11 protein-coding genes are annotated in these 13,702 nt (G+C 69.9%); 5 read left to right on the forward strand and 6 right to left on the reverse strand.

The features are described from left to right. The first annotated feature begins 240 nt into the window (after positions 1-240). From ACLN58_RS10310 to ACLN58_RS10325, 4 genes are all read left to right on the forward strand, one after another. A complete protein-coding gene (locus ACLN58_RS10310) occupies positions 241-1,050 on the forward strand; it encodes an alpha/beta fold hydrolase (RefSeq protein ID WP_415855171.1) in 810 nt (269 codons plus the stop codon). Positions 1,051-1,093: 43 nt separating this feature from the next. Beyond that, on the forward strand, positions 1,094-2,008 hold the full coding sequence (locus ACLN58_RS10315; protein ID WP_415855172.1) for an oxygenase MpaB family protein: 915 nt from the start codon (positions 1,094-1,096) through the stop codon (positions 2,006-2,008). A 62-nt stretch (positions 2,009-2,070) separates the two neighbouring features. Further along, complete coding sequence (locus ACLN58_RS10320; RefSeq protein WP_415855173.1) at positions 2,071-2,364, forward strand: DUF503 domain-containing protein; 294 nt, start codon at positions 2,071-2,073, stop codon at positions 2,362-2,364. Between the two features lie 129 nt (positions 2,365-2,493). After that, a complete protein-coding gene (locus ACLN58_RS10325; RefSeq protein ID WP_415855174.1) occupies positions 2,494-3,453 on the forward strand; it encodes a hypothetical protein in 960 nt (319 codons plus the stop codon). 61 nt (positions 3,454-3,514) lie between these two features. Here ACLN58_RS10325 and purL read toward each other — a convergent pair whose 3' ends face one another. Genes purL through purS form a run of 3 tightly spaced genes read right to left on the reverse strand, consistent with a single transcriptional unit; the run spans position 3,515 to position 6,890 of the window. Next, positions 3,515-5,842 (reverse strand): phosphoribosylformylglycinamidine synthase subunit PurL, encoded by a 2,328-nt coding sequence (gene purL, locus ACLN58_RS10330; RefSeq protein ID WP_415855175.1) that lies wholly within the window; start codon positions 5,840-5,842, stop codon positions 3,515-3,517. Continuing rightward, positions 5,839-6,600 (reverse strand): phosphoribosylformylglycinamidine synthase subunit PurQ, encoded by a 762-nt coding sequence (purQ, locus tag ACLN58_RS10335; RefSeq protein ID WP_415855176.1) that lies wholly within the window; start codon positions 6,598-6,600, stop codon positions 5,839-5,841. Before purQ ends, purL begins: the two co-directional genes overlap by 4 nt. 2 nt (positions 6,601-6,602) lie before the next feature. Next, positions 6,603-6,890, reverse strand: coding sequence for a phosphoribosylformylglycinamidine synthase subunit PurS (gene purS, locus ACLN58_RS10340; protein WP_415855177.1), 288 nt, complete (start codon positions 6,888-6,890; stop codon positions 6,603-6,605). A gap of 179 nt (positions 6,891-7,069) precedes the next feature. On the opposite strand from purS, the gene ACLN58_RS10345 reads away from it, so the two are divergent. Further along, on the forward strand, positions 7,070-7,435 hold the full coding sequence (locus ACLN58_RS10345) for a YchJ family protein (RefSeq protein ID WP_415855178.1): 366 nt from the start codon (positions 7,070-7,072) through the stop codon (positions 7,433-7,435). Between the two features lie 3 nt (positions 7,436-7,438). Here ACLN58_RS10345 and ACLN58_RS10350 read toward each other — a convergent pair whose 3' ends face one another. The 3 genes from ACLN58_RS10350 to ACLN58_RS10360 all read right to left on the reverse strand — a co-directional run bounded on the left by ACLN58_RS10350 (position 7,439) and on the right by ACLN58_RS10360 (position 13,601). Beyond that, on the reverse strand, positions 7,439-8,371 hold the full coding sequence (locus ACLN58_RS10350) for a 3-methyladenine DNA glycosylase (protein WP_415855179.1): 933 nt from the start codon (positions 8,369-8,371) through the stop codon (positions 7,439-7,441). A 131-nt stretch (positions 8,372-8,502) separates the two neighbouring features. Next, entirely contained in the window at positions 8,503-9,288 is a 786-nt protein-coding gene (locus ACLN58_RS10355; protein WP_415855180.1) for a nucleotidyltransferase domain-containing protein, read from the reverse strand. Between the two features lie 23 nt (positions 9,289-9,311). Then, a complete protein-coding gene (locus ACLN58_RS10360) occupies positions 9,312-13,601 on the reverse strand; it encodes an NAD-glutamate dehydrogenase (RefSeq protein WP_415855181.1) in 4,290 nt (1,429 codons plus the stop codon). Positions 13,602-13,702 lie beyond the last annotated feature (101 nt).

The following is a 13,702-nucleotide window of genomic DNA, read 5'->3' on the forward strand; positions in this document are numbered from 1 at the left end:
TCGCCGGGCTCTTCAGCCCGGGGGCTCGCGAGCTCCCCGAGATGCAGTACCAGTTCGACCGACCCTTCATGCTCGACTCCACCGCCGCCCAGCGCGCCTTCCGTCTCACCCCGACCCCGACCGACGAGGCCCTCGGCGAGACGATCCGCGCGATGACGGCCGCGGCCCGTCGCTGAGCCCGCGTCGACTCTGCTGAACGGATCCTTGACCGCCCGGGGAACCGGCCCGACGCTGAATCGCATGGAAACGGTCAGCGTCGCGGGGCTTCGCATCGCCTACCGGACGGCCGGCAGCGGGCCGCCGCTCGTCCTCCTGCACGGCGCGTATGAGGACGGCCGAGTCTGGCAGGACCAGCTCGACGACCTCTCCGACGAGTTCACCGTCATCGCGTGGGACGCGCCGGGCTGCGGAGGCTCCGACGACCTCGCCGACGGCGCCGGCTCGCTCGGCGAGCTCCTCGCGGGGCTCCTCGCCGAGCTTGGCCTCGCCGACGGCGGCGCCAAGCCGCACGTGCTCGGCCTGTCGTTCGGCTCCGTCGTGGCCCTGGACCTGTGGCAGCACCACCCCGAGATTCCCGCCTCGCTCGTTCTCGCCTCTGCGTATGCGGGCTGGGCGGGGTCCCTCCCGCCCGAGGAGGTCGAGCGGCGCATGCTCCAGGCGACCGCCGAACTGGACAAGCCGCCGTCGGAAATTATCCCGGCCTGGCTGCCCACGCTCCTGACCGCCCGCGCCACCGGAGAGATGCGCGCAAGGGTCTCGCGGCTCATCGAGGACTTCCGCCCCTCGGGCATGCGCGCGCTCCTGGCGGTCGCGGGGCGCGCCGACTACCGACCCGTGCTGCCGACCATCACCGTGCCGACGCTCCTGCTGTACGGCGCCGCGGACGTCCGCTCGACCGTGGCCGTGGGCGAGGACCTGCAACGTCGGATCCCCGGGTCCGAGCTTGTGGTCCTCCCGGGCGTGGGGCACATGAGTTTCATCGAGGACCCAGCGGGGTTCAACGGCGCCGTCCGGCGGTGGCTGCGTGGGCGCGGCGCGGGGTACGGCTGACGGCGGGATTGCCGGGAACTCCTCCGCGCGCGACGCTGGAGGGGTGAGCAACGGTGTTCTCGCCCCCTTGCGCCGCCGGCTGAGCCGCACGTTCGCGGGCCAGTCCGAGGGCGTCCCCGAGTGGGAGCTCGCCCTTGAGAAGGGCGGCGACGCGGGCTACTTCCCGCCCGATTCCGTCACGTGGCGCGTCCACGGCGGGATGACGCCGATCGTGGGCGGCATCCGTGCCCTCTTGACCCAGGCACTCAATCCGGGGGTCCTCGCGGGCGTGGTTGACCACTCGTACTACCGCGAGGATCCCCTCGCGCGGCTGGCCCGGACCATCCGCTGGGTCTTCACGGTCACGTATGGCGATACCGTCGCCGCCCACCGCGCGTGCGAGCACGTGCGGCGGCGGCACGACGCCGTCGTCGGGCGGTACATCGACGGCCTCGGCGAGGCGCGCGAGTATTCGGCGAATGATCCGGAGCTGCTCGCGTGGGTTCACCTCGCCTTCACGGATGCCTTCCTCGGCGCGTACGAGTATGTGCGCGGCCCGCTCGCTCCCGGCCTTGCCGACCAGTACGTCCGCGAATGGGCCACCGCCGGCGAGCTCATGGGGGTCGCCGAGCCGCCGCGCTCCCTCGCCGAGCTGCGCGAACAGCTCACCGCGTACGACGACGGCGCGCGCCTCGCGCACAGCCCTCGCCTCGACGAGGTGGTTGGCTTCCTGCGGCGCCTCCCGCTCGACCCTCTGCTGGTGCCGGGGTACAGGACCCTGTTCGCGGCCGCGATCGATTCGATGTCCGACCGTCACATCGAGCTGCTCGGGCTCAACCGGCAGGCGGTCAGGCACGGGCTGCTTCCGGCGCGGCAGGGCGCTCAGGTGACGCTCGCCGTCGTCGGCCTTGCCCTCGGCAGCCCGGGTCCCAGCGAGGAGGCGGCCCGCCGCCGGCTCGCCCGCCTGGGCGTCCTGTAATCTGGCCCGACAACTCACCCGCTCTTACCTGAGACGGAGGGGGCGGCGGCGAGAATGGGCTCATGTGGATCGCGTGGATCGAGTTCGACATCCTGCTCGGGGACGTGCACTCGCTTAAGGAGAAGCGCGCGATCGTGCGTCCGCTCGTGGCCGAGCTGCGCCGGCGCTTCGAAGTCTCGGCGGCGGAGGTCGGCGCGCAGGAGCTCTACCGTCGGGCCGAGCTCGGCGCGGTGCTCGTGACAGCGGACCGGACCCACGCGGTCGAGGTGCTCGACGCCGTCGAACGTTTCGTGGCCGGCCGCCCCGAACTTGACCTTCTCAGCGCGCGCCGCCGCGAACTCCGCAGCGACGACTAATCCTCCCCAAGGGCAATCCACTGCTCCGTAACTGTCGTTTTGAGCCCTCAAAACGACAGTTACGGAGCAGTCGATCGGGGCCTGTGGATAACTTCAGGCCCGGCTCGGCCGATCTGGTCAGATAGTGCCATGAAGACTCCTCGACCGCTTCCCGGAGAGTTGCCGCTCCGACCCTTCACGGTCGCCGAGGCCGATGCGGCCGGGGTGTCGGAGCGCCGCCTGAGACATGGGTCCCTGCGGTCGGTCGGGCGCGGAATCCGCGCGCAGAGGACGACGGCGAAGGTCCCCTTCGTCGCGCGGGTTCGCCCGTTCCTCGAGGTCAACGATTTATGCGCGGCGTCGCACGTGACGGCTGCCGAGCTCCACGGTCTGCCGCACCGCCGCCGGCACGCCAGCGACCGCGAGGTGTACCACGTGATCCGACCCGAGGGGGCAGCGCACCTCAACCGCCCGCACGTGACGGTCCATCGGGCAAAGCTCTTTGAAGATGAGGTGAGTTTCGTGCAGGGCCTCCCCGTGACGACGCCCGCACGGACGTGGCTCGACCTAGCCGAGACGGTGAGCATCGATGAGCTCGTGGCGGTCGGAGATGCGTGCGTGCGCGTCCCATACCCAGACCTCGAGGGGCGCACCGATTCCCATTGCACCATCGCGGACCTTCGCCGGATCGTGGACCGTCACAAGGGCAAACGGGGCATCAGGAAGGCGAGGATCGCCCTCGACCTGATCCGCGTCGGCTCGGATTCGCCTCAGGAAACCCAACTGAGGCTCGAACTCGTGCGTGCCGGCCTGCCTGAGCCGCGGCTCAACGTCCAGATCGTAGGCCCAGACGGACGCCGTGGGCCTAAGCCCGATATCGCATTTGTGGACTATCGCGTAGGAGTCGAGTACGAGGGCGAGCATCACGGGGAGGTCCAGCAGGTGGTACGCGACATCACCAGGTCGGAAAGGTACGCCGACGCGCTCTGGACCGAGGTACGGATATCGAAAAGGCACATGCTCCACGACGCGAAGGCAGCGGTCGCGAAGGTCCGAACGGCGCTGGTCGCGGCGGGTTGGCGTCCCGACAGCAAGACGACTGCTCCGTAACTGTCGTTTTCGCGGCTCAAAACGACGGTTACGGAGCAGTCGATGCGGGTGGGAGAGACTGTCAGCCGAAGTGCTTCGGCAGCGTTCCCTCGTGAGCCGTGCGGAGCTCGGCGATCGGCAGATCGAACAGGCCCTGCACCTCGAGCGCGGTTGCGAGGACGTCGACAACGCCGAGGCGCACCACCGGGAACTGGCGGGCGGTGGCCATGTCGTTGAAGCGCACCTCCTCGGAGCGCGGGACGGCGACGACGGCGCGCGCCTGCGACTCCGAGAACAGGGCCGTGAACGCGTCCACGCCGTCGCGCGCGCACAGATCGTCGAGCGCCACACGCGCGCCCACGCCGAAGCGCAGCACCATCTCGGACAGGGCCGCGGCGAGGCCGCCCTCGGAGAGATCGTGGGCCGAGTCGATCATGCCGTCGCGCGAGGCATTGATGAGGATCGCGCCGAGCGTCTTCTCCGCCTCGAGGTCGAGCTTCGGCGGAAGCCCGCCGAGGTGCCCGCGCAGGTTAGCGAACTCCGAGCCGTCGAGCTCATCGCGCGTGGTGCCGAGCAGATAGATCGCCTGGCCGTCCGCGTTCTGCTGCCAGCCTGACGGCGTGCGGCGATCGACGTCGTCGAACTTCCCGAGGACACCCACCACGGGGGTGGGGTGGATCGCCGTCGTGCCCGTCTGGTTGTAGAGCGAGACGTTGCCGCCGGTGACCGGGATCCCGAGGGTCTTGCACGCATCGGCGAGGCCGCGCACGGACTCCGCGAACTGCCACATGACCTCGGGGTCCTCTGGGGAGCCGAAGTTGAGGCAGTCGGTCACGGCCATCGGCACGGCGCCGGATGTCGTGACGTTGCGGTACGACTCGGCGAGCGCGAGCTGCGCACCGGTGTACGGGTCGAGGTAGGCGTAGCGGCCGTTCGCGTCGGTCGAGATCGCGACGCCGAGTCCGGTCTCCTCGTCGACGCGGATCACGCCCGCATCGTCGGGGGAGGCGAGGGCCGTGTTGCCGCCCACGTAGTGGTCGTACTGCTTCGTGACCCACGACTTGTCGCACATGTTCGGCGAGGCCATGAGCTCAAGCACGGCGGCCTTGAGCTCGTCGCCGCTCTTCGGAAGCGCCGTGCCGGCCTGCGACGCCCGGAACGTGTCCGCCTGGACGCCGTCGAGCCACTCGGGCCGGTGGAAGGGCCGGTTGTAGACCGGGCCCTCGTGGGCCACCGTGCGGGGGTCGACGTCGACGATCGTCTCGCCGTCCCACGTGATCACGAGCCGGCCCGAATCCGTGACCTCGCCGAGCCACGAGAACTCGACGTTCCACTTCTCCATGACCTTCTCGAACTCGGCCACGTTGTCCGGCGTCACGACCGCCATCATGCGTTCCTGCGACTCGGACATGAGGATCTCGCCCGGGGTCAGGGTGGGGTCGCGCAGCAGAACGTTCGTGAGCTCGACGCGCATGCCGCCCTCGCCGTTCGAGGCGAGCTCCGACGTCGCGCAGGAGATGCCGGCCGCACCGAGGTCCTGGATGCCCTCGACGAGCGAGTGCTTGAACAGCTCGAGGCAGCACTCGATGAGCACCTTCTCGGCGAACGGGTCGCCGACCTGGACGGCGGGCCGCTTGGAGGGCTTCGAGTCGTCGAAGGACTCCGACGCCAGAACCGAGGCCCCACCGATCCCGTCGCCGCCCGTGCGGGCGCCGAACAGGACCACGCGGTTGCCCACGCCCGAAGCGTTGGCGAGGCGGAGATCCTCGTGGCGCAGCACCCCGACGGCGAGCGCGTTCACGAGCGGATTGGCCTGGTAGACGGAGTCGAACACGACCTCGCCGCCGATGTTCGGCAGCCCGAGGGAGTTCCCGTAGCCGCCGATCCCCGAGACGATGCCGTGCACGAGGCGGGCCGTGTCCGGGTGGTCGATCGCGCCGAAGCGCAGCGGGTCCATGACCGCCACGGGGCGGGCGCCCATCGAGATGATGTCGCGCACGATGCCGCCGATGCCCGTCGCCGCGCCCTGGTACGGCTCGACGAACGAGGGGTGGTTGTGGGACTCGACCTTGAACGTGACGGCCCAGCCGTCGCCGAGGTTGGTCACGCCGGCGTTCTCGCCGATGCCCACCATCATGTCCTTCTTCATCTCGTCGGTGAGTTTCTCGCCGAACTGGCGGAGGTGCACCTTCGAGGACTTGTAGGAGCAGTGCTCGCTCCACATGACCGAGTACATCGCGAGCTCGGCCGCGGTGGGGCGGCGGTCCAGGAGCTTGACGATCTCCTCGAACTCGTTCTGCTTGAGTCCCAGCTCAGCCCAGGGCAGATCGACGTCCGGGGTCTCCGCGGCGTGCTCGACCGTGTCGATGTTGAACTTCGGCGCGGTCTGGGTTTCGTTGGGCGTGCTCACTTGGCCTCCACGAGCTGGCTGAGGACGGACGCGAAGAAGCCGAGGCCGTCGGTGCTGTAATGTCCGTCGGCGCCGAGCGGGCCGAAGCCGGCCTCGACGGCGTGCTCGGGGTGCGGCATGAGGCCCACGACGTTGCCCGCCGTGTTCGTGATGCCGGCGATCCCGCGGCGCGAGCCGTTCGGGTTCCAGCCCACGTAGCGGAACGCGACGCGGCCCTCGGCCTCGAGCGCGTCGAGCGTCTTCTCGTCCGCGACGTACTGGCCGTCCTGGTTCTTGAGGACGATCGTGATCTCCTGGCCGGCCGCGTACTGGTTGGTCCACGCGGTGCGGTTGTTCTCGACCCGGAGCGTCTGGTCGCGGCAGATGAACTTGAGGTGGTCGTTCTTGATCATCGAACCCGGCAGGAGGTGCGCCTCGGTGAGGATCTGGAAACCGTTGCAGATCCCGAGCACGGGGAGCTTGTCGATCGAGTTGGCGGCGTCGACGATCTTCGCCATGAGCGGCGCGAACCGCGCGATCGCGCCCGCGCGCAGGTAGTCGCCGTAGGAGAAGCCTCCCGGGATGACGATCGCGTCCACGTCGCCGAGCGTCGTGTCGGCGTGCCACAGCGGGACGGGGGTCGCGCCCGCGAGGCGCACGGCGCGCGCGGCGTCGCGGTCGTCGAGCGTGCCGGGGAACGTGACGACGCCGATGCGGGCGTCCGTGAGCGGCGCGTTCTCGGCCACCGCGGTGCCGCCGATGAGGGGCGTTTCGCTCATGGTCAGCGCACCTCGGCCGCGCCGGCCGGGGCGTCCGTCTCCTCCGAGAGGACTTCCACGTTCACCACGTCTTCGATCACTGGGTTGGAGAGCATCGTCGCGGCCGCGTTGCGGGCCTGCTCGAGGATCTCCTCGGTCACCTCGCCGTCCACGGTCAGCTCGAAGCGCTTGCCCTGGCGCACGCCGCTGAAGGCCGTGAAGCCGAGCCGCGGCAGGGCCCCCACGATCGCCTTCCCCTGCGGGTCGAGAATCTCGGGTTTCGGCATGACATCGACAACGATCCGGGGCATCGAGGAGGCTCCTGTGCTTGAGGGTGAGTGAGCAAGCCACAGAAGACTCCACCAACGACGGGCGCAAGAGGGCAGGGCACTCCGCGAGCTTGCACCCCGATTCTACCCGGCGCCTCCGGAAGCCGCTGTGACAGCGGCTACTCTGTGCCCGTGACCTTCGATCCCGACACCCGCTGCCCGTGCGGCACGGCGAGACTTACGGCGCGTGCTGCGGCCGCTTCCACGCGGGCGCGGCCGCTCCGACCGCGGAGGCGCTCATGCGCTCGCGGTACAGCGCGTTCGCGCTTGGCCCGGAGCCGGGCATGGCGGAGTACCTTCTCGCGACGTGGCATCCGTCCACGCGGCCGGGCACGCTCGAACTCGACGACGGCACGCTGTGGCGACGCCTCGACGTCGTCCGCGCTGAGGCGGGCGGCCCCTTCGAGGGGGCGGGGATCGTCGAGTTCGCGGCGCACTACACGGACGACGGCGGGCGGGGAGTCCTGCGCGAGACCTCGCGTTTTGTGCGCGAGGGCGGCCGCTGGTTCTACGTCGAGGCCGAGTAGCCGCTAAGCGACGAGCGCCGCGAGGGGCGCGATCGCGTCCTTCAGCCGGTCGCGGAGCGACGCCGCCTCCGCCGCGAAGCCGCGCTGGAGCTCCACATACTCGGCCTTCCCCGCCGCAGTCTCGATGCGGATGGGGGAGTAGCCCCAGTCGGAGAGATCGTACGGCGAGGCCTGCATGTCCATCTCGCGGATCCGCTGGGCGAGCTCGAAACAGTCCATGAGCAGCTCGCCCGGAACCGCGGGCCCGAGCTTGTACGCCCACTTGTAGAGGTCCATGTTCGCGTGGAGGCAGCCCGGCTGCTCGAGGTGGCGCTGCGTCTCGCGCGAGGGCTGGAGCTCGTTGCGGGGCGCGGCGTCCGGCGTATAGAAGCGGAACGCGTCGAAGTGCGTGCAGCGGATCCGGTGCTCCTCGACCACGCGATCCGTGCCATCGGCGCCGAGCCGCAGTGGGAGGTATTCGTGCCGGATTCCGAACTTCTCCGAGTGGTACGCCATGGCCCACTCGTGCAGGCCGAAGCAGCCGAATTGTGTGGGCCGCTGCGCCGTCCCGCCCAGGATGACGCCGCTGAAGCGCACTGTCTCCTCGCGCTCGGCGAGGTACCCCGCGGCGTCGAGCACGACGGCGGTTGTCCCCTCCCGCACGCCCGCGGCCTCTCGCTCGGCTGCCGTGAGCGAGCGGTAGTGCTTCCACCCGAGGCGCTCCGCCGCGCCGTCGCCCGTTAGCGCGACGCCCGCGCCCGGGTGCCAGCGGCCCAGCTGGCCCGGCTTGAGCGTGTAGTACGTGAACAGGAAGTCCTCGACCGGGTGCTTCTTGCGCGCGTTCCGCCGGGCGACGAACGGCTCAGCGAAGCGCGCCGCCCGTTCGGCGTGGGCCTTGGCGCGCGGGAGCCACTCGTCCTCCTGAAGGACGACGGCGGGAGCGACCGGGGCGGGCAAGGGCACCAGTCTATTATCCTCGCTCGGCACAACCGTCCCTTCGCACAGGCTGACCGTCCGTTGAAGGCAAAACCGTCCGGCAGAAGCAGCGGTCATGCCTCTTCAGGACGGTCGTGTCGCAGACGGGACGGTTATGCCCCCGAAGGACGGTTGGTCGGAAGCGCGTCAGCGAGGGCGGCGGCGAAGAGCTCGCTCGCCCGGTCGAGGGCGTCCGTGAGGGCGGCCGGGTCGGCGCGGAGGCTCGACATGATTGCGTCGAGGCCCCGGAGCCCGGCCCGCTCGAGGAGCCGCTTCTCGTTCGTGACCCACTCGCCGCGCGCCGCGAGCACGCCGTGGGCCGTCATCGCGGCGGACGTGGCGAGGGCGCCGGCCAGCTCCGTGACCTTCGCGCCGTCGACGTAGGCGTTCCGCGCATAGGTGAGCGTCAGTTCCGCTCGCTCGCGCCACACGGGCGGGGCCGTCTCTCGAAGCCGCGGCGGGTACTCGTGACGCGGCACGTCGCCGCGCAGCACGCGGTTGACCGCGAGCTCGGCGACGACGAGGTAACTCGGGATCCCCGCGAGATGGAACAGGAGCGGTTCGATGCGGAATCGCCCGGCCCGTGCCTCCGCGAACTCGTGCGCGACGGCGTCCGCGTCACGGTAGTGGATGTCCGTCCGGCGGCCGTCGATCTCGAGCCACGCGCCCCCATTGAAGACGCCGCCGCCCCAGCCGCCGATCTCGAAGACCGTTCCGCGCCACCCGACGGCCCGTAACGCGTCGGGGTCGAAGCTCCCGCGGTAGTACACGGCGAAGTCCCAGTCACTCGTCGCGGTGTGTGTGCTCGCCGCCCGCGAGCCGCCGAGGGACACGGCAACGACGTTCGGGAGCGCCGCGAGCTGATCGGCCACATGGTCAACAAAGGCGGAATCGTCCACGGACCCACCCTACGGCGCCTCGGTCACGTGCGGAGGAGCGTCCTGAGGAGCTTGAGCACCACGGACAGGGACGCGATGTCCACGTCTCCCGGCTTCGTCACCTCGGCGAGCGTGTCCTTGATGCGGGCGAGCTGCTCGTGATGTCCGCGTTCCCACTCCACGATGCGCTCGATCGGATCGGCGAACAGCAGTTCTCCGCGTTGGGCCCGGTTCAGCCCCGTGGTCTGGAGGACCGCGACGGTGATGTCGCCCACCACCGAGTAGACGTCGTCGCGCAGAGCCGCCCGGGCGAGCGCCTCCCACCGGCTCTGCCGCGGCAGATCGGTGATGCGCAGCAGGATCCTGGCCGCACCGATCCGGTGGAAGACGGCCCAGTAGAGGTCCGCGATCCGTTCGATGGGCTCGTCGACCTGTTCGGAGATGAGCGAGATGTCCAGCAGCCCGAAGCTCTCGAGCATGTCGGCCGCGCGGCGGCCCAGATCGCGCGGAAGCCCCACGCTGTCCCAGTGCGCCAGACGTCCGTGCACTCGGTCGGCGTCTTCGCCGCGCAGATAATCTGCGGTCGATGTGCGCAGCAGCTCGAGGGTGGGCAGGATCCTGCCGAGTGCCCGGTCGAGCGGCTGGTCACGGTGGTCGTGCGTGACGTACCAGCGGGTTGCGCGGTCGATGACCCGGCGCATGTGGACGGCGAGCTCGGCGGCGTGTTCGCTGGGGAACTCGGGCGGGAGCTGCGCGATCCGTTCCACGAAGCCCTGCAGATCGTAGGCCTCGCAGGTCGCGACGAAGCCCCGCGCGACCGCCGCCGCGGTCGCGGTCGTCTCCTCGATGGTCCGGAAGGCGAAGGTGATGCCGCCGAGGTTGGTCATGTCGTTGGCCAGCACGGTAGAGATGATCTGCCGGCGCAGGGGATGCTCCTGGATCTCGCGGCCAAAGCGCTCGATCACCGGGGGCGGGAAGTACCTGCTGAGGATTCGGTCGAACCACGGGTCGTCGGCGACGTCGCTCTCGCTCAGCTCCTTCGCGAGTTCGATCTTGGCGTAGGCGGCCAGGACGGCCAGCTCGGGCGCGGTGAGCCCCTTGCCCTCCTTGAGGCGGGCGTGCAGTTCCGCGGTCGTCGGCAGGGCCTCAAGCGTCCGGTCCAGTTCCGAGGCCTTTTCGAGCCAGTCCAGAGTCCTTTCGAAGCCTGGGCTCCAGTTGAGGACGAGTGCCCGCTCGTTGCGGAGCAGGATGTTCTGATCCCGGTTGTTCTTGAAAACCAGCCGCGCCACGTCATCGCTGAGCGAGTGGAGGAAGTCTGCGCGCTCGCCGGCCGCCATGTTCCCCGCGGCGATCATGCGGTCGATGAAGATCTTGATGTTGACCTCGTGGTCCGAGCAGTCGACCCCGGCGGAGTTGTCGATCGCGTCGGTGTTGAGCAGGACCCCATTCAGGGCGGCTTCGACCCGGCCCCGCTGCGTCATCCCGAGATTGCCTCCCTCGACGACAATCCTGGCCCGGAGCTGGTCGGCGTCGACCCGGACCGAGTCGTTCGCCTTGTCGCCGACGTCGCGGTTGGACTCCGTGGAGGCCTTGACGTAGGTGCCGATCCCGCCGTTGTACATGAGGTCCACCGGGGCACGCAGGATGGCCTGGATGAGCTCGGGCGGCGTCAGCGCCGTCGTCGTCGGGGGAAGGTCGAGCGCTCGCCGGACGTGCGGGGTCATGGGAATGGACTTCGCGGTGCGCGGATAGACCCCGCCGCCCGGGCTGAGCAGCGCGGGGCTGTAGTCCGCCCAGGAGGAGCGGGGCAGCTCGAAGAGGCGGCGGCGCTCGGCCAGCGAAGAGCCCGGGTCGGGGCTGGGATCGAGGAAGATGTGCCGGTGGTCGAACGCGGCCACGAGCCGGATGTGCTGGGAGAGGAGCATCCCGTTGCCGAATACGTCCCCGCTCATATCGCCGATGCCCGCTACCGTGAAGTCCTCCCGCTGGCAGTCGATGCCCAGATCGCGGAAATGTTCCTTGACGGACTCCCACGCGCCGCGGGCGGTGATGCCCAGCTGCTTGTGGTCGTAGCCAGCCGAGCCGCCGGACGCGAACGCGTCGCCCAGCCAGAACGCGTACTCCTCGGCGACCTCGTTCGCGATATCGGAGAACGCGGCGGTGCCCTTGTCGGCGGCCACCACGAGGTAATAGTCGTCGTCGTGCCTCACGACGTCTGGGGGCGGGACGACGCGCCCCACGGAGCCGGGGGAGCGCACCTCCGGAGCGGTGAGGGCATCCGGGGGCGCGAGGTTGTCGGTGACGTCGAGCAACCCACGGAGGAAGTCCCTGTAGGCCTCGATGCCCTCGGCGAGCCAGGCCGCGCGGTCCGGGTCGGGGCCGGGAAGCCGCTTGGGGAAGAAGCCGCCCTTCGCCCCGGTCGGGACGATCACGGAGTTCTTCACGATCTGCGCCTTGGCGAGCCCCAGGACCTCCGTGCGGAAGTCCTCCCTCCGGTCCGACCATCTCAGGCCGCCGCGCGCCACCGGTCCGAACCGCAAGTGCACTCCTTCCACCCGCGGGGAATAGACCCAGATCTCGAACCGAGGCCGGGGTTGGGGCGCAATCCGGAGATGGGACGGCTGGAGCTTGAAACTCAGGTAGGGCCGGCCGCGGTAGAAGTTGGTCCGCGTCGTGACCTCGATGAGGTTGAGGAACGTCCTGAGCAGCCGGTCTGCGTCCAGTGACTCGACCGCGTCGATGGCGACGATGGCGGCGGCACGCGCGGCCGCGGTGCCCCCAAGCCGGTGCGCGGCCGGCAGCCCGGGGTCGAACCGTGCGTGGAACAGGCCAAGCAATGCGCGCGTCGCGGCGCTGTTGGACAGGACGGCGTCGGCGATGAAGTCGTATGAGTTGGTGGTTCCGAGCTGCAGCAGGTACTTCGCGTAGGCCCGCAGGATTGCGATTTGCCGCCAGTCCACGCGTTCCCGGAGGATCAGAGCGTCGAAACGGTCTGACTCCGAGTCCCCACGCATGGCCGCGCTGAAGGCCTGCGAGAGGAGGGGGCTGGTCGCAATCGGGTCCACACCGGCCCGATACCTCACGTCCAGCTCGTACAGGAACAGGGGCTGGGCGGTGCCGCGCACGAGGTCGAACGGGCGCTCGTTCAGCACTTCGAGGCCCAGGTTGTGGAAGAGCGGCAGGATCTGGGTGAGCGTCCGCGGGCTCGTGAGATAGAGCCGGACCCGCGCGTCACGGGGCGCTGCGGCCGCGCCCGCGCCCGGGACGGCCGAAACGGTCAGCAGAGGGTCGGACACGGGGCGCCCACCCGCGCCGTCGAGGTCGAAGCGCTCGAACTGCCGGATGTCCTCAAGCGCCTCGTCGACGCTGACCTCGGCCTGATAGCTCGCGGGGAACGCGCCCGACCAAAGGGCCGACAGCCGGGCGGCCCTCGACGGCCAGCGACTCCGGATGGCATCGGACAGCCCCTCCGTCCACGTCCTCGTGGCCTGGAGGAGGCGCCGTTCGAGTTCGGTGGCGTCGAGGGCCTCGAGGGACGCGCCGGGTGGAAGGAGCACGCGGCACGAAACACGGGCCATCGGTTGGCTCACTCGAACGTCGAACTCGAGCGACGTGGCCCTCAACGCCTGTTTGAGCTCCCGCTCGATCCGCAGCCCCACGTCCGTGGTGTAGCGGTGCCGGGGAAGGAAGAAGAGCGCGGTGACGAAATGGCCTCGCGGGTCTTGGCGCAGGAACAGCCGCGTCTGCCGCCGCTCCTGGAGCCGGACCATCTCTCCCGCGAGACGTGTCAGTTCGCCCGTCTCGATGTGGAACAGCTCGCTGAGCGGAAGCGATTCGAGCGCCGCCGCGAGATCTGTGCCCTCAGGGGAGGCCGTCGGAATGCCGAGCTGCGCCTGGACCGCGGCCACCTCGTCCCGGATCACGGGAATGCGCCGCAGCGACGGTCCGGCGGCCCCGGGAGCGAGCAAGCCCACGAAGCAGCGCTCCCCGGTCGCGGTTCCCGCGGCGTTGAACGTGCTGAGCCGAACTTCCTCCAAGTAGGCGTTCCGCTCCACCGAGGAGCGGAGACCGGACGTGACGAAGGTCAGGACCCTTTCGGACCGCGGCGCCGGCGTCGCGCTGTCAGGCAGCCTGTGGTGGCGGAGCAGACCCAGCCCCGAGCCCGGGCGCCGCGCGAGAATTTCCCGGCCCGCCGCCGTCGTCCGTTCGTAGTCGCACGCGCCCAACACGAGGAAGTTGCCGCCCTCGAGCCAGCGCAGCAACTCCGCCAGTTCTGCGGCGGGTGGGATGCACCCGTCCGGGAACGCGCTCACGTTCTTGACGGTCGCGGCCATTCGGGCGTGCAGCGCGCCTTCGTCTGCGGCGACGTCGCGGACGTCGGCGAGGACCTTCCGCAGTCGAGCCTCGAGCCGATGGCCGCTGGGCTCGTCTGCCA

Origin of the sequence: Sinomonas sp. G460-2 (genome assembly GCF_047759905.1) — a bacterium.
In the GTDB taxonomy this organism is placed as follows: Bacteria; Actinomycetota; Actinomycetes; order Actinomycetales; family Micrococcaceae; genus Sinomonas.